This window comes from Clostridioides sp. ZZV14-6009, assembly GCF_020658095.1.
Classification (GTDB): domain Bacteria; phylum Bacillota; class Clostridia; order Peptostreptococcales; family Peptostreptococcaceae; genus Clostridioides.
Genome location: NZ_JAGWDG010000001.1, coordinates 117,046 through 138,032 on the forward strand (window position 1 = coordinate 117,046; position 20,987 = coordinate 138,032).

The window sequence follows — 20,987 nt, forward strand, 5'->3', positions numbered from 1 at the left end:
AGTAAGGTGAAATGCAGTTTAAGACTGTAGATTATCTGATATCGTGTGTGCACGTTATAGCATATATTAAGATATATATATTCAGATTTGAGTATATATAAATTTAGGTGGTACCACGGAAAATATATCCGTCCTATTGATTTAGGACGGATTTTTTAATATAGAAAATTTAGGAGGCAAAATGAACGTAATAGGAATTATAGGTGCAATGGATGAAGAAGTAAGTATATTAGTAAATTTAATGGATATTAAAGAAATTGTAAAAAAAGCTAGCTTAGAATTTCATAAAGGAACTTTAGAAGGAAAAAATGTTGTATTAGTAAAATGTGGTATAGGAAAAGTTAACTCTGCTCTTTGTGCACAAATATTAATAAGTGAATTTAAAGTTGATGCTATTGTTAATACAGGTGTTGCAGGGGCTTTAAATGAAAATCTTGATGTCAATGATATAGTAATTTCAACTGATGCGATACAATACGATATAGATACTACTGCATTTGGAGACCCTAAAGGTGTTATACCAAGAATGGAAACATCTGTATTTAAAGCAGATGAAAGACTCGTAGAAGCTGCCTATAAATCTTCTGTAGAAGAAACAAAAACTCATAAAGTATTAAAAGGAAGAGTAGTAACAGGAGATATATTTATAAACTCTAAAGAATTAAAAGAAGAATTAGTAAATGATTTTGGCGGGTATTGTGGAGAGATGGAAGGTGGAGCTATAGCTCATGTATGTTACTTAAATAATGTTCCATTTGTCATAATAAGAGCGATGTCTGATAAAGCAGATGGAAGTGCTGGTGTTGCATATGAAGTATTTGTACATGAGGCAGCCAACAATTCTAAAGATATCGTATTAAGCATGTTAAAATCAATATAAATATATAAGGAGGTACAAATCATATGAGTGAAAAAAAGGTTATATTTAGTGGTGCACAACCATCAGGTAAGATGACTCTAGGAAACTATTTAGGAGCTATAAAAAACTGGACTGAACTTCAAGAAAATTATAATTGTTATTATAGTATTGTTGATTTACATGCAATAACAGTACCTCAAGACCCTAAAGTTTTGAGAGCTAATACTATAGAATTACTTGCTCAATATCTAGCTTGTGGATTAGACCCAGAAAAAAATACTATATTTATACAATCACATGTTAAAGAACATGTTGAACTTATGTGGATATTAAATACAATGACTTATATGGGTGAATTAAGTAGAATGACTCAATTTAAAGATAAATCACAAAAGAGTGAAGCAAATCTAAATGCAGGATTATTTACGTATCCAGTTCTTATGGCTGCTGATATACTATTATATCAAGCTGATTTGGTTCCAGTTGGAGATGACCAAAAACAGCATTTAGAATTATCTCGTGATTTAGCAAATAGATTTAACAATAGATTTTCACCTACATTTGTAGTTCCAGAAGGATACTATCCAAAAGGAGGAGCAAGAGTAATGAGTTTGCAGGAGCCAACTAAGAAAATGAGTAAGTCTGATTCAAATGAAAATGCATTTATATTATTAGCAGATGATTCAGATACTATAAAGAGAAAGATTAAGAGAAGTGTTACTGATTCTTTAGGTGTTGTAAAGTACACTGACGAACAACCTGGTATTAAAAACTTACTTGATATATACTCTAATTTAAGCAAAAAAAGTGTAGAAGAAATTGTAAATATGTATGAAGGTAAAGGTTATGGAGTATTTAAAGAAGATGTAGCTGAAGTAGTATCAGAAGCTTTAAGACCGATAAGAGAAAAATACGTTGACCTTCTTAATAATAAAGATTATTTAGAAAAAATATATACTATGGGAGCTGAAAAGGCTGAAAAACAAGCTAGAAAAACTCTTAGAAAAGTTTATAAAAAAGTTGGATTTATAGAGAGAAGATATTAATTATATTATATATATTCTTTAGTAAACAAATTTTAAAGTTATTAAAAAAGTATATGATAGGAAATAGAGAGGATATTATTAAGATAATATCCTCTTTAGTTTTGTAATAAAAAAAGATGAGCTTTTGCTCATCTCAAAGGGGTTAGATTATTCTTACTTTGGGGAAAGTAGAATAAAGGTAAAAGTTAACTGACGTTAACTTTGTTCTTTTTTGCATATCACTACTGAGCATAAAAAAATCAGAAAACCAGAGCCTTCTGAACTAACCTTGAACATACATCCATTATACTTTATACTCAATATGTAATTTATGAATTAATTTTAACTCTTATAAAGAAAATTGTCAATAATATATCAAAAAAACGTTTTAAAAAATTTATATATATAATTAAATGAGTTTGATTTTATGTTTAACTGATATGATACAATAATTAAGGCAATTATTTTTTATGTATTTAATAAACCATAAAAATAATACCAATAACATATGTAAAAATTATTTTTAACAGGGAAAATAAGAGGGAAAAACATGAAAACATCAATTTTAATAGCATTAGTAGAGAAAACAAGCCTTATTGTAGTATTATTTCTTCTAATAACAAAGCTAAAAACATTTAAACAAATATTTCAAAAAGAAGAATATAGCTTGAATGATTTGATTTGTATATCTTTAGTTTTTACTTTTCTAGCTATATTTGGTACTTACAATGGTATAAATTATATGGGGTCAATAGTAAATACTCGAATAATATCTATAGTATCAGGTGGTGTTTTATTTGGACCAATTGTAGGTATTACAGCAGGGTTGCTGTCAGGTATACATAGGTATTTTATGGATATTGGAGGTATAACATCCATGCCCTGCCTTTTATCAAGCATACTAGCAGGTGTGTTATCAGGGTTTTTATATAAAAAGATACCAAAAAAGCATAGAGTGATATATGGAATACTAGTAGGTATGATTTCTGAAAGTTTTACTATATTACTTATATATTTAATATCACAGCCTCATTCTCTGGCAATTAAAATAATTAATGTGATATATTTACCTTTAATTGTCGGACAAATTGGTATAGGGTTTGTTATATCTATAGTTGAGGGAATTGAAAAAGATAAAAAGGATATAGAAGCAAGAAATAAAGCGGAAATAAAAGCACTTCAAAGGCAAATTAATCCACATTTTTTATTTAATTCTTTAAATACGATAGCATCCTTTATAAGATTTAATCCAGATAAAGCTAGAGAACTCATAATAAATTTATCAACTTATTTGAGATACAATCTTGAATATAGTGATAACTTGATAGACATAAATAAAGAGATTGAGCAAGTTAAATCTTTTGTAGAAATAGAAAAGGCTAGATTTGGAGATTTATTGACTATAATTTATGATATAGATGATGTAAATATAAAAATTCCAAGCTTAATTATACAGCCAATAGTAGAGAATGCAATAATACATGGGATTTTGGAAAGTGGAAGAGCTGGTGTAGTAAAAATATCTATAAAAAAGTTACAACATTCATTAGAAAATACTGTGAGAATATCGATTGAGGATGATGGTATAGGTATAAGTGAAGAAGTTATAAATAATGTATATCAAGATAATATGCCAGAAAATAAGATTGGCCTTTATAATGTTCATTTAAGACTTAAGCTAATGTATGGAAGTGGTCTTAATATGAGAAGAACTGATAAAGGAACTTTAATTATGTTTTATGTAAAGGAGTAGGAAGATGAAAGCGATAATAGTTGAGGATGAGTTTCCAGCAAGAAAGGAATTAAGATATTTTATTGAAAATAAAAGCAAGATTGAGGTAGTAAGTGAATTTACTAATGGTATAGAGGTACTAGATTTTATTCAAGAAAATAAAATAGATGTAATTTTTTTGGACATAAATATACCTCATCTTGATGGAATGTTACTTGCAAAAACATTAAATCAATTTAAAGCAAGACCCAAAATAGTTTTTATAACGGCATATGAAAATTATGCAGTAGATGCTTTTTCATTAGGTGTATTTGACTATGTACTTAAGCCTTATTCTGAGGATAGAATTACATCAATGTTGGATAAGTTAGAGAAAAGTGAAACAAATAGTAGTGAAATATCTAGTGATAATAATTATGTATCTAGTGATAAAAAAGGTACAATAAATCAAAATATAGAGGAAATAACACATAAAATTAGCCTTTGGAAAGGTGATAAATTGGTTGTAATAGATATTGATGATATATACTACTGTGAGGCTAATGAAAGACAGACATTTATATATACTGAAAAGGAAACTTTTATACTGAAAGAGGGCATATCAGAAGTAGAAAATATAATAAATGATAAAACTTTTTTTAGAACACATAGGTCTTACATAGTAAATTTAACTAAAGTAAAAGAAATTATCCCATGGTTTAATAATACATACATATTGAAGTTAAAAGATAGCAATTATGAAGTAACTGTAAGTAGAAGTAAAATAAAAGAATTCAGGCTATTAATGCATATATAAAGTCATTTCATGTACTTAAATATGCACTTAATGTGATTAACATTTATATTAGTACAAAAAAGTATTACTATTTGAACTGGAAATAGTTTTCTTAAACTTATAAAAATTTATAAAGCAATTATATAAAAAACTAAGGGGATGAATTTATGGTAAGTTTTTTAGGTTCAATAGTGGTACTTATAGTAGGTTATTTTATTTATGGTACATTTGTAGAAAAGGTTTTTGGAATTAATGATAAAAATCAAACTCCAGCTATAGCTTGTAGAGATGGTGTAGATTATGTTCCAATGAAATGGAAAAGAATTTTCTTAATTCAATTCTTAAATATCGCAGGTTTAGGTCCTATATTTGGTGCTATACAAGGTGCATTATTTGGGCCATCAGCATTTTTATGGATAGTATTTGGGACAATTTTTGCAGGTGGTGTACATGACTTTGCTTCTGGATATTTATCAATGAAGAATAAAGGTACATCTGCGTCAGAATTAGTAGGTCTTTACTTAGGTAATAGTGCAAAAATAGCAATGAGAATATTTAGTGTTATTCTTTTGGTATTGGTTGGAGTTGTTTTTGTAACAGGTCCAGCAGGATTACTAAAAACATTAACAGGAGTAAATACACAAATATGGGTTGGAGTAATAATTCTTTATTATATAATGGCTACTGTTTTACCAATAGATAAGTTAATTGGAAAAATATATCCTTTATTTGGAGCTGCTTTATTAATTATGGCAGTAGGTGTAGCAGGAGGATTAATAATAAAGGGTTATAACATACCAAATATAAATTTACAAAATATGAATCCAAATGGAACACCTCTATTCCCATATTTATTTATAACAATAGCATGTGGGGCAATATCAGGTTTTCATGCAACACAATCACCACTTATGGCAAGATGTGTTGAAAGAGAGAGTGAAGCAAGACCAGTATTTTATGGTTCAATGGTTGCAGAAGGAATAATAGCTTTAGTTTGGGCAGCAGCAGCTATGTCATATTTCCATGGTATACCTCAACTTAATGTAATATTTAATGATGGTGGAGCAGCTACTGTTGTAAATACAGTGTCTGTTGGATTAATGGGACCTATTGGAGGAGCTTTGGCTATACTTGGTGTTGTAGCATGTCCTATAACTTCAGGTGATACAGCATTTAGGAGTGCCAGATTAACAATAGCTGATGCAATGAACTACAATCAAGATGCAGTTAAAAATAGATTTTTAATAGCTTTACCATTGTTTGCAGTAGGTGTTGCTCTTACGTTTATAGATTTTAATATAATCTGGAGATACTTCTCTTGGGCAAATCAAACACTTGCTATGATAATGTTGTGGACTGGTTCTGCATATTTGGTTAAAGCAAATAAAAATCACTACATAACTACATTGCCAGCACTTTTTATGACTGTAGTGACATTTAGTTATATAATGCAAGCAAAAGAAGGTTTTAGACTACCAGTAAATATATCTAATGGAATAGGTATTGCTGTTGCAATAATTCTTGGTATTTTATTCTTTAAAAAAGCTAAAGATATAAAAGAACAAAATACTCATAAATTAGCAAGTTAATACAATCATTACAAAAAATAAAAAATATAAAATTTAAATTATGTTTTAAAAATTTGTAGGTGAATTTAAAATTTGCCTACAAATTTTTTTTGAAAAAATCAAATCTTACTTTTTATTGTATTTTTAATTTAGTTTTCCACATACTATTTTTACAATATAAATATTAAAATTAGAGGTGTTGAAAATGGATACTAACAAATACAAAGATAAATTATTGAAAGAAAGAGAAAATTTGACTAATTTAGTGGGAGATATGAAAGACAATACTTTATTTGGAGATACAACTAAACATACCAGTGAAAAGTATTCATCAGGAGAGTTATCTAGTTATGATAATCATATAGGAGATATGGGAACAGATTTATATATGCAAAATATGCAAAATAGTTTAATAAATCATGAAGAAGGCAGATTATATCAAATAGATTTGGCATTATCTAAAATAGAAAATGGAACATATGGACTTTGTGATTTATGTCATAATCAAATAGATTTAGAAAGATTGGATATACTACCTGATACAAATTTATGCAATGAGTGTGCAAAAAAAGAAGAGGATTTATTAGGAGATGCAAGTGAAAATCCTGATGTGGAGGATTCTAATTTTTATTCAACAGACTTAACAAATTTAACTGATTTAAACAAAAATGGAACATTAAGAGATTAAAAAATTGACATCATATATTGTTAGAATGAATTAAGAAAAGAGGTAATGACATGAAAAAAGCAATGTGGGGTATATGTATATTCGTATTATCAATAGTAGGTGTATATACATATAATCAAAATACACATAATCAAAATATCTCAAAAGAAGCCTATAGTTTAAATGACAATATAAAGGACGATTATGAAGATGTAATAATCAAGAAAGGAAATGATGACGAAAAAATTCTAGCATTGACTTTTGATGATGGACCAGATGAGGACTTTACACCACAAGTACTTGATATATTAAAGAAAAATGATGTAAAGGCAACTTTTTTTGTAGTTGGAGAAAAAGTTGAATATAACAAAGAATTGCTAAAAAGACAGTATGAAGAAGGTCATGAGATAGGAAATCATACATTTACACATATAAATGTTGAAAAAAATAGCTATAATAAAGTAGAAAAAGAAATAACAGATACACAAAATGCTGTAAAGAGTGTAATTGGAGTAGAGCCAAAAATATTTAGACCTCCATATAGAGCCATGAGCAAAAGTGTTTGTGATATTGTAGTTTCTAAACGTATGAATATAATTCTTTGGTCAAACTTAGACCCTAGAGACTGGTCAAATCCTGGTGTTGATAGTATTATTAATACTATTCTTACAAAAGTACAAAACGGAAATATAATACTTTTACATGATTACAATAATAAGAGAAATAATAAATCTCAGACTATACAGGCTTTGGAAGTAGTAATTCCCAAGTTAAAAGAAAAAGGGTATAAATTTGTAACAGTATCTGAACTTATACAACATTTAGATAAAAATGAACAAGTGCAAAAATAAAGGATATTTGTTTAAAGATTAATGATGCTTGTAAATTTAAAATACAAGCATCATTAATCTTTAAGCTATAAAATACACAAAAGTATTGAATAATAGAGTACTTTTAAATCTTTTATATATAATAATACAATTTTAAATGTGTAACGGTTTATAATACAGAAAGGTTAATATTATTTTTGATTAGTTTCACTAAAAAATTCAATTTTAACAGAGTTGCTCTTTATAGTATTTTTTTTGTATAATGGTAATAGTGAATTTAAATCAAAATTGATTTTTAAATAATTTATAGGGGGAAAAATCATTGTTATATGTGTTAATAATAATTCTGCTTATAGGATTAGACCAATTGTCTAAACTATGGGTGTTAAACAATTTGGTTAATGTATCTACAATACCAATAATAAAGAATGTATTTCATCTAACTTACGTTGAAAATAGAGGTGCAGCATTTGGACTATTACAAAATAATCAATGGATATTTATAATAGTTGCATTACTTGCAACAGTGTTTGGGTTATACTATCTCAATACAAGAAAAGTACATACATCTGGGAAGTTGGGAATCATATTAATAATATCTGGTGCATTAGGAAATCTAATTGATAGAGTTAGATTAGGGTTTGTAGTAGATTATTTTGACTTTAGGATTATATGGGAGTATGTATTTAATGTAGCAGATGTATTTGTAGTTGTAGGAACTGTATTTTTATGTATATATGTTTTATTTTTTGAAAGTAAAAGTAGGTGATTTGATGGAGAATGTAAGAGAGTTTTTAGTGCTTGAAGAGGAAGAAGAGGTTAGACTTGATGTTTATCTAGCAGAACAATTAGGAGATATGTCAAGAAGCTACATACAAAAAATTATAAAAGATGGTAAAGTAAAAGTTAATAATAAAGTAGAAAAAGCAAAATATTTAGTTAAAGAAGAAGATAAGATTATTATAGAAATACCAGAACCTAAAGTTTTAGAGGTTGTAGCTCAAGATATACCAATAAATATTGTATATGAAGATGATGATATTTTAATAATTAATAAATCTCAGGATATGGTTGTTCACCCTGCTCCTGGAAATTATGAAAATACATTGGTAAATGGAATTTTGTATCATTGTAAAGATAAGTTATCATCAATAAATGGTGTTATTAGACCTGGCATAGTTCATAGAATAGACAAAGATACTTCTGGTCTTCTTATGGTAGCTAAAAATAATTATGCACATAATTTTTTAGCAGAACAATTAAAAGAGCATTCTATAACTAGGGAGTATGAATTTATATGTTATGGTGTAGTTAAAGAAGATAAAATAACTGTAGACAAACCTATAGGAAGAAATCCTAAGGATAGATTAAAAATGGCTGTAGTAAAAGATGGAAGAAATGCAGTAACTCATTTTGAAGTGGTAGATAGGTTTGATAAATTTACTCATATGAGAGCTAGACTTGAAACTGGTAGAACTCATCAAATAAGAGTGCATGCTTTATCTATAAATCATCCACTTTTAGGTGATAGTGTATATGGACCTAAAGAAAATAAGTTTAAACTAAAGGGACAAACTTTACATGCTAAGAAATTGGGATTTATACATCCTACCACTAAGGAATATATTGAATTTGATTCAGAATTACCAGAATACTTTAAGGAAGTTCTTAGAAAAATTAAATAAAAATTTATATGATATTATAAATCATCTAATTAGATTTATACAAGTCATAAAATTAGTGAAGTTTAGCTAAAATATTTTATATTAAAGTATTTTGATTAAAAAAGCTTGAAAAATTTGAAATATAAATATATAATTTGAGTTAATGGAGTATAAAAATTATCTTTAAACGATACAGAGATATCGTAAGACAATTGCTGAATTAGACTATATATTTTTTATATAAAAGCTTCTTGTCTTGTGATGAGAAGTTTTTTGTTGTTTAAATTGAAAATTTTAATAAAGTGGTGTTGTAAAAATTTAAGAGAGAGGAGTAGATTTGTCAAAATAAAAGAGAGTATATTTTTTTGACAATAGTTATGATATGGTAGAAAAAGCTCAATTAATGGATGAAAAGGCTATAGCAAGAGCAATTACTAGGATAAGTCATGAGATAATTGAAAGAAATAAAGGTGTAGAAAACCTAGTATTAGTTGGAATAAAGACTAGAGGTGTACCAATTGCAAATAGAATCTCTAAAAGAATAGAACAAATAGAAGGAACAAAAGTAGACACTGGAGATATTGATATAACACTTTATAGAGATGACTTAGAAAAAGTTAATGTTGAACCAGTAGTCAAGGGAACATATCTAGACTTTAATGTAGATGATAAAACAGTAGTTTTAGTTGATGATGTGTTATATACAGGAAGAACTGTAAGAGCAGCACTTGACGCTATTATTGATATAGGAAGACCTAAATCAATACAATTAGCAGTATTAGTGGACAGAGGACATAGAGAGTTGCCTATAAGAGCAGATTATGTAGGAAAAAATGTCCCTACTTCAAGACATGAAATTATATCTGTTAGTTTATTAGAAATTGATGGAGAAGATTCAGTTACAATCAAAGAATAGTGATTTTTTAATATTATATAAAAGCTCAGCATTGTATAGTCATGGAGGAGGATAAAGCTTACATATATTGCACAAAATAAATAATACAAGTTTATTAATGTGTAGATTAATGTAGTTTCTATTCTCCTTTATTTGGGCTTTCAATGTCGTAAAATGTAAAAAAATGATGATTTGCATAATAAGTATATAGAGATTAAAAAATAGAATCTAGGGAATTATAATTAATTAAAATATATTAATTGAACAAAGGATTTATTCATATATAATAATTTTTGGAGGTTTTTATGAAAAAAACGATAATGTCTTTACAACATTTATTGGCCATGTTTGGAGCGACAGTATTAGTTCCCATTTTAACAGGCTTTAACCCATCAGTTGCAATTTTTTGCGCTGGTGTTGGTACATTGATATTTCATTTTTGCACAGAAGGAAAAGTACCTGCATTTTTAGGTTCAAGTTTTGCTTTTATCCCTGTTATACTAGCAGCTAAAGAAGCTTATGGAGGAGATTTAGCATATGCTCAGGGTGGTATAATAGTAGCAGGATTAATTTATATTATAATGTCAATTATAGTGAAAGTAGTTGGGGTGGATAAAATTAAGTTATATTTTCCAGCACAAGTTACAGGAGCTATGATAGCAGTTATAGGTTTAAACTTATTGCCAACAGCTTTTAATATGGCTTCAGCTAATTTTATAATAGCATTCATGACCTTAGCAATAGCAATTTTGACTAATAAGTTTGGTAGAGGATTTATAAAACAATTAGGTATATTAATAGCCGTTTTTTCTGGATATATAATATGTTTGGTACTGGGATTAGTAGATATAACTACAATTACAGAAGCAAGTTTACTTGCGATACCTAACTTTACAATTCCTAAGTTTAGTTTAGGTGCAATTGTGATTATATCTCCAGTTGTTTTAGCTGTATTTATGGAGCATATAGGAGATATGACTACTAATGGTGCCGTTGTAGGAAAAAACTTTATAGAGAATCCAGGATTAAACAGAACGTTACTTGGTGATGGATTTGCAACTATAGTAGCAGGTTGCTTAGGTGGACCAGCTAACACAACTTATGGAGAAAATACAGCAGTACTTGCGATAACTAAAAACTATGACCCTTCAATACTTAGACGTACAGCAGTATTTGCTATATTGCTTGCATGTGTAGGGAAGTTTGGAGGATTTCTTCAAAGTATACCAGGTTCAGTTATGGGTGGAATAAGTATAATGTTATTTTCAATGATAACTTATGTTGGATTAAAAACTATAAGAGATAGTTCTTGTGTAGAAAGTAAAGTAAATATATTGATAATAGCAGTTATATTATTGATAGGTCTTGGAACAACCTACTTATCTAATAAAGGGATTTCTATAGGAATTCCTATAACAAGTACTGTAAAGATAACTGGTCTTAGTTTGGCTGCAATTGTCGGTATTGTACTAAATAGAATATTGAATAATCAAGATTTTAAAGTTGAAAAATAATAATTAATTAAGTATATATTATTTTAAATAATCAATTTTATATAGACATTAGTAACTAATGTTGATATAATGATTAAAAATAAATAAAAGAAAGGGTAAGGTAACTGGGAAGATGAGAATATAATCTATTTTTTATAATTTAAAGTATTGTAAATTTTGAAAAGCCTATATTGGTGGCTTTATTTATGATGCTTAAATTAAGGAGAGTAGATTATAGTCTATACGTTTAGTTATTGTGCCTATTTATGTAAATCTCTCCTTATATTTAAGTATACCAGGGAGGGATTTTTTTATGATGTTAGTAAAAGTAGAAAATTTAAAAAAATATTATGCTGATAAATTAATTTTGGATATAGATAAACTTGAAATATTAGAGAATGAGAGAATAGGTTTAGTTGGTTCAAATGGTCAAGGAAAAACAACTTTATTAAGAGCAATATTAGGTGAAATAGAAATTGATAATGGTTGTGTTTATCTTACAGATAGCTATTCATATATAAGTCAGAGTGAAAATAATATTGAAAAATGTAATGATAGTAAAGAAAAGAGTCTATTAAATGCACCAGATAAATTTGAAGATTATTTATCTGGAGGAGAAAAAGTTAAGCTAAAGATAGCAGATGCACTGAATAATAAGAAAAATATAATAATAGCAGATGAACCCACTTCAAATTTAGATAAAAAGAGTATAGATATTTTGGAAAATATGTTTAAAAGACATAAAGGAGCATTATTATTAATATCTCATGACAGACGTTTTTTAGATGAATTATGTACAACTATATTGGAGCTGGAAAGTGGCAAATTAAAAGCTTATAAAGGTAATTACACTGATTATTTAGAACAAAAGGATGAAGAGATAAAAAGAGCTGACTTTGAATATCATGAATATATAAATGAGAAAAAAAGATTGGAGAAGGCTCTTTTAGGTAAAAAATCTTTAAGTGATGGTATAAGGAAGACTCCAAAACGAATGGGGAATTCAGAAGCTAGATTGCATAAAATGGGTGGTCAAAAAAATAAGAAAAAAGTAGACTCAAGTGTAAAAGCATTAGAAGGTAGAATTGAAAAATTGGAAGTGAAAGATAAACCTAAGGTCTCTGCAGATATGAATATTAAAATACAGGATGGTATGGAAATAATCAGCAAAAACTTAGTGGAATTAAAGGATTTAACTTTAAAGGTAGAAAATAAGATTTTATTGGATAATATTTCTTTCAAGGTAAAAAGAGGGAAGAAAATAGCTTTATTAGGTGATAATGGATGTGGAAAAAGTACTCTGATAAGAGAAATACTTAGTAATAAAAACGATTGTATAAAGATAAATAACAAGGTAAAGATAGGTTATTTTGACCAAAACCAAGATTCATTAGATAAGGAAAAGAGTATTTTGTACAATATCAAATCAAATAGTTCATTTGATGAGTCTTTTATAAGAATAAACTTAAGTTTATTTGGATTTAAAGGTGATACTGTTTATAAAAAAGTTAAGGTTCTTAGTGGAGGAGAAACGGTAAAGATAGCTCTATGTAAAATAATACTAGAAGATAATAATTTTTTAGTTCTTGATGAGCCAACTAATTACTTGGATATAAAATCTATGGAAGCATTGGAAAAAGCATTGATAAATACTGATAAAACTGTGCTTATAGTGTCTCATGATAGAGTATTTATATCTCATATTTGTGACTATTTTTTAGAAATAAAAGATAGGCATATAAAGGAGTTTGATTGTAATTATAATGATTATATCATTAGTAGAAATAAAAAAACTCCTAGTAGAGAAAGTAAAGTTAAACAAGAAAAACTTTTAGTATTAGAAAACAGACTTACAAACATTATATCTATGCTGTCAATAGAAAAAGATAACTTAAAAAAAGAGTGTTATGAATTAGAATATAATGAGTTATTAAAACAAATTAGAAGTATAAAAAATAGTTCTCAAAATTAAACTAATTGTTGGATTTTTATAAAAACAGAAATTAATTGATTTAAATATATACATTAGTTATTAAAGAGCTAAAAATAAATAAAATTAAAAGTGGCATTCTTATATAATAAGAATGCCACTACTTTTAGTTAATATGATAAATATATTATTATTTATCAGTCAGTAATTTTTATATTTATGAGATATACTTTATTCAGATTTAATCTTAAGTTTAGCTACCATTTCTTCTTCAGGAGTAACATAAATAGTACTATTAGTTTCATAGATAACCATACCAGGTTTAGAGCCACTAGGTTTTTTTACATTTTTTTTCTTTGTATAATCTACAGGTACTTGAGAAGAAAGCTTTGACTTGCTAAAAAATGCAGCTAACATAGCTCCCTCAAATATAGTGTTATCAGGGACTTCTTTACCAGCAGATTTTATTATTACATGAGAACCTGGAATATTTTTTGTATGCATCCATAAATCATCATTATCAGCAAGTCTTAGTGTAAGATAATCATTTTGTTTGTTGTTTTTTCCAACTAAGATTTTAAATCCATCAGAAGAAATAAATTCATGAGGTTTTGTAGAAGGCATAGTGTCTTTTTTACTACTTTTCTTTTGTGCTTTGATATATCCAACTTTACCAAGTTCTTCTTTTATATCTTGTAATTCAGCCAAATTTTCACAGTTTTCAATACTCAAAATTATGTTTTCTAAGTAATCTATTTCTTCTTTGTTCAATGAAATTTGGTGAGATATTTCAACTTTGGCATGTTTCATTTTAGTATACTTTTTAAAATATTTTTGAGCGTTTTCAGATGGAGTCAAGTTTTTATTTAATTCTATTGTTACATTTTTACACTCTTCATCATAGAAATTGGCAACCTCAACACTTTCCATCCCTTTCTCTACCATATATATATAAGACGTAATTAGTTCACCCTTTACTTTATAAATAGCTGCATTTTCAGACTCTAACAATTCTTCTTCTTGCTTTCTAAGTTTGTTATAAAGTCTATCCAGTTTAACAGATATGCTTTTCTTTAAGTCAGATGAACGTTGATTGATTCTATCTTTAATATCTTTATTTCTGTAGAAATCTTCTAGTATAGTAGACATACTTTCCTTATTGATATATGATAAATCATTAAACAATGTAAGATTGACACAACTGAAATCAACCACTTTATCTAATTTTTTATCTATAACAATACAAGGTGAAAATTTATTAGAGTTTATATCATTAAATAAACTACAAAATTCCTTGTATAAAGAATCAAACTGCTGACTAGATATATCTTTGATAATATCATTTTGATTTACATCTGCCCTATAACAAATTTCTTTGGCGATAGTAGGGCTTATACCTAAAAATTTAGAATATATGGACTTAAAAATAGGGCCGTCAAATTCATTTAGATTGCCAATAAATGAATCTTTAGATATATTATCAAGAGGGTTAAGTTTATCTTGCTTTGGTGGCAATGAGTAACTATGACCAGGTAAAACCTGACGAACTCTACTTATACTAAAAGGCACTCTTTTTATAGAATCTATAATTTTATCATCTTCATTATGAGTTACTATTATATTACTATGTCTTCCCATAATTTCAATTATAATATTTTTGATTGTCTTTTCTTTTAATTCATCTAAAGACTCAACACTGATTTTTATTATTCTTTCAAAACCAATTTGAGAAATTTCTATAATATTTCCACCTTGTATATATTTTCTAAGCAACATACAAAACATAGGAGCCTTTAGGGGATTTTCTTTTTTATAATTGCTTGTTAAATAAACCCTAGGATTTGAAGCACTTGCACTTAAAACCAATCTAAAATTTTCTTTGTTGTTTCTTATATTAAAAATTACCTCATCATCTTCAGGTTGATGAATCTTATCTATTTTTCCACCTGTAAGTTTTGATGATAATTCATCTACTATTGAATGTATAACTAATCCATCTAATGCCATATATAGCACCCCTTTCTTTGACCAAAATAAGTCAGTAAATTAATTATACACATAATATATGCTCTATGACTAGGGGGAATTTAAACAACATGGATTAATGTGTAAATTTTATAATTATTTATACTTACAGGATATACTCACAATAGAATCAGCTTTATATTTTCAAATTAATAAGTTAAATTTGCTTAAATATAAAACAAATGTAGTATAATTAGTGTGTAAAGAATAACTTATAAAAGTATATAAACTTTACAAAACTAAATAAATATTAAAGCTGTATAATATATAAATATGAAAGAAGGTTGAAAAAATGAAATTTATTGATTTAAGAAGTGATACTGTTACTATGCCTACTGATGAAATGAGAGAAGCCATGGCAAAGGCTCCTGTTGGAGACTCAATCTTTAGAGATGACCCTACTGTAAATAAACTTGAAGAATTAGCAGCTGCTAAAGTTGGAAAAGAAGATGCTATTTTCCTTCCAAGTGGAACCTTTGGAAATCAATTAGCTTTGTTTACTCACTGCCTAAGAGGTCAAGAAATCATTATTGGTAAAGGATATCATATTGTGACTCATGAAGTTGGAGCACCTGCTGTAATAGCTGGAGTTCAACTTAGAACTATAGATGAAGATGAAAGTGGAGCTCTTAATCCTGAGCTTGTTGAGAAGGCAATTAGGAGAGATGATATACATGAACCACAAACAGGTCTTATATGTGTAGAAAATGCATACTCAGGTGGAACTGTTGTAAGTCTTGACAATTTAAAAGAAATTAAAAAAATAGCTGAAAAACACAATTTACCAGTGCATTTAGATGGAGCGAGATTATTTAATGCAGCATTAACTTTAGGTGTAGAAGCTAAAGAAATTGCACAATGTTGTGACAGTGTTATGTTCTGTGTATCAAAAGGTTTAGCTGCACCAATGGGTTCTATTCTTGCTGGAAGTAAAGAATTTATAGCAAAAGCTAGAAGAAAGCAAAAAGTTATGGGTGGTGGAATGAGACAAGTTGGTATAGTTGCAGCAGCTGGTATAATTGCTATTGAAAAAATGACACTGAGATTAAATGAAGACCATGATAATGCAAAATATTTAGCTTGTGAGTTGGATAAAATTGAAGGCATTGAAGTAAATAACACTAATCCAGACCTGAGTATGGTATTCTTTAAAATGAGTGAAGATGTAATAAAAGAAGATGTTTTAATAAAAGAGTTTTTTGAAAGAAATATAAAAATCAATAAAATGGAAAATGGGGAGTATAGATTTGTAACTCATGTAGATATTACTAGAGAAGATTTAGATTATGTTTTAAAAACACTTAAAGAATTAATAGGTGTATGCTAATTAGGTATGTTCAAAAAAACTAAATAGCATATGTTAAATATTTTATTTTAAAAATTCATATACAGTTTAAATAAACTATACATAAAATTCATATAGAAATATTATTATATAAACATAGAAAGAACTAGCTTAAAAACATAATATAATTACCCTAATTGTAATGGCAACTCTCCCTCACATCCTCAAATTATAGTTGTCATTACAAAACTTTTCCCATAAAATATAAGTTTATGGGAATTTTTTTATGTTATAATAGTTTAAGTGTTAATTTACAAAGGAGCGATACTTATGAAATTTTGGAAACTACATGGAATAGGCAATGATTTTATTGCAATAGATGGAAGATTTGACCAAATAGATTCATCAAATTATACTGTTTTAGCAAAAAAAGTATGCCATAGAAGATTTTCTGTAGGAGCGGATGGGTTACTAGTTGTGAAAAATTCAGAAATTGCAGATGTAGAAATGGTGTATTATAATTCTGATGGTTCAAGAGCAGCTATGTGTGGAAATGGACTTAGATGTTTTTGTAAGTTTGTTTATGATAATGGCATAGTTAAAAAAGAAAACTTTACAGTAGATACACTAGATGGTATAAAAAATATAAAAATAAACACTATAAATGGAGAAATAAATACTATAAAAGTTAATATGGGAAAAGGAAGTTTTTTAGCTAAAGATGTTCCTGTGTTAACTGATAAAGAACATTTTGTACAAGAAAATATAAAAGTTTTAGATAAAGAGTTTAAGATTACATCTATGTTGATGGGGGTTCCTCACACTGTGGTTATAGTGGATGAATTAAATGTAGATGAAGTTTGTAAATATGGAAAAGAGATTGAAAATAATAAAATATTTCCTAAAAAAACGAATGTAAATTTTGTAAAAGTAGAAGATAAGTATAATATACATGTCTATACTTGGGAAAGAGGTTGTGGATATACTTTAGGATGTGGAACAGGTATGACTGCATCAGCAATAGTATGTAATCTACTTAATATGGTAGAAAATAGTGTAAATGTGACTTCTCAAGGAGGAACAGTACGTATAGATATAGGAGATTTTTCTTATATGACAGGTCCAGCAGTAAAAATATGTGAAGGTGTTTTGGAGGTTTAGGTAATGGCTATAAGTATGACTGGTTTTGGAAGAGGAGAATACAAAGACGACAACTATTATTTTTTAGTAGAATGTAAAACAATAAATCATAAATATTCAGATATAAATATACGTCTTCCAAGAAAAATTTCATTTTTAGAGGATAAAGTTAGAAATTTAGTAAAAAACTATGTAAAAAGAGGAAGAGTTGATTTATACATAAAATTTGACTTATTAGGCAAAGAAGATGTAAACTTAAATTTCGATGAAGGATTAGCATCTCAATATATAGATATATTAAAAGAAATAAAAAACAAATTTGATATTATAGATGATATTAGTGTTATGAATGTTGCAAGATTTCCTGATATTATAAAAATAGAAGAAAAAGATGAAGATGAAGATTTATTATGGTCGATGTTGAATCAAGCTGTAGAAGATGCAATGATAAAACTAAGAGAAATGAGAAGTGAAGAAGGTAAAAAACTAGCTGAAGATATTACAATGAGATGTGACTTATTAAAAAATCATATAGAAGAAATTGAAAAACATTCAAATAGTGTTGTAGAAGACTATAGAGAAAAACTAAATTCAAGAATAAGTGAAATGCTAGAAGACCCAAGTATAATAGATGAAAATAGGTTAGCACAAGAAGTTGCAATATATGCAGATAAAAGTAGTATAACAGAAGAGATAGTTAGATTTAAAAGTCATATTGGTCAGCTTAAAAAAACTATATTTAAAGACGATTCTATAGGTAGAAAAATTGATTTCTTAATACAAGAGATGAACAGAGAAACTAATACAATAGGTTCAAAATCATCTGATATAAATATAACTAATTTAGTAGTAGAAGTGAAAAGTGAGTTAGAAAAAATAAGAGAACAAATACAAAATATAGAGTAAGAATACAATATTAGAAGGGGAATATTTAAATGTTTACAAAAAAAGGATTATTGCTAGTTGTATCAGGTCCATCAGGTGCAGGAAAAGGTACTATTTGCAAAGAACTACTTAGAGAGAATGATACAATAAAACTTTCTGTATCAGCTACTACAAGAAAACCAAGAGCAGGAGAAGTTGATGGAGTAAATTATTTCTTCATAAGTAAAGAAAAGTTTGAAGATATGATAGGAAAAGGTGAGTTTTTGGAGTATGCTCAAATTTATGATAATTTTTATGGAACTCCAAAAGCAGCAATAATGGAATGTTTAGAAAAAGGACAGGATGTGCTACTAGAAATTGAAATGCAAGGAGCAAAACAAATAAAAGAGGTTTGTCCAGAAGGCGTATTTATATTTGTCCTACCTCCATCACTTAAAGAATTAAAAAATAGGATTGTTGGAAGAGGTACAGAGACAGAAGAAGAAATAGAAAAGAGATTTAGTTGTGCATATGAAGAAATAAAAATGATTAAGGATTATGATTATTTTATATTTAATGAAGATGTAAAAATATCTGCTAAAGAAATAGAAGGTATAATATCATCTGAAAAGAATAAAGTTAGCAGATATAAAAATATTATAATAGAGAAATTCAAGGAGGAATTATAATTATGTTAAAACCATCTATCAATGAGGTACTAGAAAAAATAGACAACAGATATTATTTAGTAGGGACTGTTTCAAAGAGAGCAAGAAAATTAATTGATGGAGAAGAGCCATATGTTCCAAACAAAGATAAAGAAAAGCCTGTATGTGTAGCTACTAAAGAAGTTGCAAGTGGAAAGATAACATATAGATTATTAACAGAAGAAGAAATAGAGATAGAAGAAGCTAGACACTACGCTGAGCAACACCAACAAATTTCAGAAGAGGAGTAAGGTAATGCTAAAAAATAAGACTGTTGTAATTGGCATAAGCGGCGGAATAGCTGCATACAAGGCTTGTGATGTTGTAAGTAAATTAAAAAAGTTAAATGCAAATATCCATGTTATAATGACAAAATCAGCAACAGAATTTGTTAGACCACTTACACTTCAATCACTAAGTCAAAATTATGTAGTAGAGGATATGTTTGAAGAACCAAAATCTTGGGAAGTTGAACATATATCATTAGCGAAAAAAGCAGATTTGTTTTTAATAGTACCAGCAAGTGCAAATGTTATAGGAAAAATTGCAAATGGTATAGCTGATGATATGCTAACAACTACTGTTATGGCAACAAAAGCACAAGTTTTAATAGCACCAGCTATGAATACTAATATGTATGAAAATACAATTGTCCAAAAAAATATAAAAACTTTAGAGGAATTTGGATATAAATTTATAGAACCAGAAAGTGGAAGACTTGCATGTGGAGATATTGGAGCAGGAAAACTAGCTAAATCAGATGTAATAGTAGAGGCAGTTTTAGCTAATCTTACGAAAGAGCAAGATTTAAAAGGTCAAAGTATAATAGTTACAGCTGGACCAACTGTAGAAAGTATAGACCCAGTAAGGTATTTAACTAATAGGTCTTCTGGTAAAATGGGATATTCTATAGCTAAAGAGGCTATATCTAGAGGTGCTGATGTAACATTAATATCAGGTCCTACAAATCTCTCTATTCCACAAAACCTTAAAAAATTTGTACAAATAGAATCAGCACAAGATTTGTATGAGGCAGTAGTATCAAATTTAAACGAAAATAAAATAGTAATTCAAAGTGCAGCAGTTGCAGATTATAAGCCAAAAACTTATTCTGACAAAAAGATTAAAAAGAATAATGATGATTTATCAATAGAATTAAGTAGGAATTATGACATTGCTTATGAAATAGGAAAAATAAAGGAAGATAGGATATTAGTTGGATTTGCTGCTGAAACTAACGACCTAATAGAACATGCCAAAGGAAAAATTGAAAAGAAAAATTTAGATTTTATTGTGGCAAATGATTTAACTAAAGAGGGAGCTGGTTTTAGAACTGATACTAATATTGTAAAAATAATAGATACAGAAGGAAATATTACTGAGTACCCTAAAATGAAAAAGGAAGAAGTAGCTAATGTTATCTTAAATAAGATTAAAGTGTTACTTGAGAAATAAGAACTTTTTTAAATATGATATTTGTGTATTTTATCACAGCTAAAGTGGCTGAAAGCTACAATTTACTTTTAGC

19 protein-coding genes and 1 other annotated feature (1 of these 20 running past the window's edge) are annotated in these 20,987 nt (G+C 27.9%); of the genes, 18 read left to right on the forward strand and 1 reads right to left on the reverse strand.

Annotated features, from left to right (window positions below):
- Positions 1-139: a binding site (T-box leader), on the forward strand; it begins 102 nt to the left of the window's first position.
- A gap of 42 nt (positions 140-181) precedes the next feature.
- The 12 genes from KGF36_RS00505 to cplR all read left to right on the forward strand — a co-directional run bounded on the left by KGF36_RS00505 (position 182) and on the right by cplR (position 13,480).
- Positions 182-880: a 5'-methylthioadenosine/adenosylhomocysteine nucleosidase gene (locus tag KGF36_RS00505; RefSeq protein ID WP_227828095.1), complete on the forward strand. Its 699-nt coding sequence runs from the start codon at positions 182-184 to the stop codon at positions 878-880.
- Positions 881-903: 23 nt separating this feature from the next.
- The gene (gene trpS / locus KGF36_RS00510; protein WP_227828096.1) at positions 904-1,905 is read left to right on the forward strand and encodes a tryptophan--tRNA ligase; all 1,002 of its coding nucleotides are present in this window, start codon (positions 904-906) and stop codon (positions 1,903-1,905) included.
- A 529-nt stretch (positions 1,906-2,434) separates the two neighbouring features.
- Positions 2,435-3,637: a sensor histidine kinase gene (locus KGF36_RS00515; RefSeq protein WP_227828097.1), complete on the forward strand. Its 1,203-nt coding sequence runs from the start codon at positions 2,435-2,437 to the stop codon at positions 3,635-3,637.
- 4 nt (positions 3,638-3,641) lie between these two features.
- The gene (locus KGF36_RS00520) at positions 3,642-4,412 is read left to right on the forward strand and encodes a LytR/AlgR family response regulator transcription factor (RefSeq protein ID WP_227828098.1); all 771 of its coding nucleotides are present in this window, start codon (positions 3,642-3,644) and stop codon (positions 4,410-4,412) included.
- 146 nt (positions 4,413-4,558) lie between these two features.
- The gene (locus KGF36_RS00525) at positions 4,559-5,980 is read left to right on the forward strand and encodes a carbon starvation protein A (protein WP_227828099.1); all 1,422 of its coding nucleotides are present in this window, start codon (positions 4,559-4,561) and stop codon (positions 5,978-5,980) included.
- Between the two features lie 184 nt (positions 5,981-6,164).
- Positions 6,165-6,647: a TraR/DksA C4-type zinc finger protein gene (locus tag KGF36_RS00530; protein WP_227828100.1), complete on the forward strand. Its 483-nt coding sequence runs from the start codon at positions 6,165-6,167 to the stop codon at positions 6,645-6,647.
- 50 nt (positions 6,648-6,697) lie between these two features.
- Positions 6,698-7,477, forward strand: a complete 780-nt coding sequence (locus KGF36_RS00535; RefSeq protein ID WP_227854503.1) for a polysaccharide deacetylase family protein — start codon at positions 6,698-6,700, stop codon at positions 7,475-7,477.
- Positions 7,478-7,778: 301 nt separating this feature from the next.
- Positions 7,779-8,225, forward strand: a complete 447-nt coding sequence (gene lspA, locus KGF36_RS00540) for a signal peptidase II (protein ID WP_227828102.1) — start codon at positions 7,779-7,781, stop codon at positions 8,223-8,225.
- Complete coding sequence (locus KGF36_RS00545) at positions 8,194-9,141, forward strand: RluA family pseudouridine synthase (protein WP_227842073.1); 948 nt, start codon at positions 8,194-8,196, stop codon at positions 9,139-9,141. The genes lspA and KGF36_RS00545 overlap by 32 nt, the downstream gene beginning before the upstream one ends.
- A 361-nt stretch (positions 9,142-9,502) precedes the next feature.
- The gene (gene pyrR, locus KGF36_RS00550; RefSeq protein WP_227828104.1) at positions 9,503-10,036 is read left to right on the forward strand and encodes a bifunctional pyr operon transcriptional regulator/uracil phosphoribosyltransferase PyrR; all 534 of its coding nucleotides are present in this window, start codon (positions 9,503-9,505) and stop codon (positions 10,034-10,036) included.
- Between the two features lie 284 nt (positions 10,037-10,320).
- Entirely contained in the window at positions 10,321-11,529 is a 1,209-nt protein-coding gene (locus KGF36_RS00555; RefSeq protein ID WP_227828105.1) for a uracil-xanthine permease family protein, read from the forward strand.
- 292 nt (positions 11,530-11,821) lie between these two features.
- Entirely contained in the window at positions 11,822-13,480 is a 1,659-nt protein-coding gene (gene cplR / locus KGF36_RS00560; RefSeq protein WP_227854504.1) for an ABC-F type ribosomal protection protein CplR, read from the forward strand.
- Positions 13,481-13,669: 189 nt separating this feature from the next.
- On the opposite strand, the gene KGF36_RS00565 is transcribed toward cplR, so the two are convergent.
- Complete coding sequence (locus KGF36_RS00565) at positions 13,670-15,445, reverse strand: NFACT family protein (RefSeq protein WP_227842077.1); 1,776 nt, start codon at positions 15,443-15,445, stop codon at positions 13,670-13,672.
- A gap of 310 nt (positions 15,446-15,755) precedes the next feature.
- Between KGF36_RS00565 and ltaE the strand changes: the two genes are divergently transcribed.
- The 6 genes from ltaE to coaBC all read left to right on the forward strand — a co-directional run bounded on the left by ltaE (position 15,756) and on the right by coaBC (position 20,914).
- Complete coding sequence (gene ltaE, locus KGF36_RS00570) at positions 15,756-16,790, forward strand: low-specificity L-threonine aldolase (protein ID WP_227828108.1); 1,035 nt, start codon at positions 15,756-15,758, stop codon at positions 16,788-16,790.
- A 288-nt stretch (positions 16,791-17,078) separates the two neighbouring features.
- The gene (dapF, locus tag KGF36_RS00575; protein WP_227828109.1) at positions 17,079-17,909 is read left to right on the forward strand and encodes a diaminopimelate epimerase; all 831 of its coding nucleotides are present in this window, start codon (positions 17,079-17,081) and stop codon (positions 17,907-17,909) included.
- A 3-nt stretch (positions 17,910-17,912) separates the two neighbouring features.
- Positions 17,913-18,794 (forward strand): YicC/YloC family endoribonuclease, encoded by an 882-nt coding sequence (locus KGF36_RS00580; protein WP_227828110.1) that lies wholly within the window; start codon positions 17,913-17,915, stop codon positions 18,792-18,794.
- Positions 18,795-18,823: 29 nt separating this feature from the next.
- A complete protein-coding gene (gene gmk / locus KGF36_RS00585; RefSeq protein WP_227828111.1) occupies positions 18,824-19,441 on the forward strand; it encodes a guanylate kinase in 618 nt (205 codons plus the stop codon).
- 2 nt (positions 19,442-19,443) lie between these two features.
- Positions 19,444-19,710 carry a DNA-directed RNA polymerase subunit omega gene (gene rpoZ, locus KGF36_RS00590; RefSeq protein ID WP_227828112.1) on the forward strand — a complete coding sequence of 89 codons (267 nt, stop codon included), beginning with the start codon at positions 19,444-19,446 and terminating at the stop codon, positions 19,708-19,710.
- A gap of 4 nt (positions 19,711-19,714) precedes the next feature.
- Entirely contained in the window at positions 19,715-20,914 is a 1,200-nt protein-coding gene (gene coaBC, locus KGF36_RS00595; protein ID WP_227842079.1) for a bifunctional phosphopantothenoylcysteine decarboxylase/phosphopantothenate--cysteine ligase CoaBC, read from the forward strand.
- Positions 20,915-20,987: the final 73 nt, after the last annotated feature.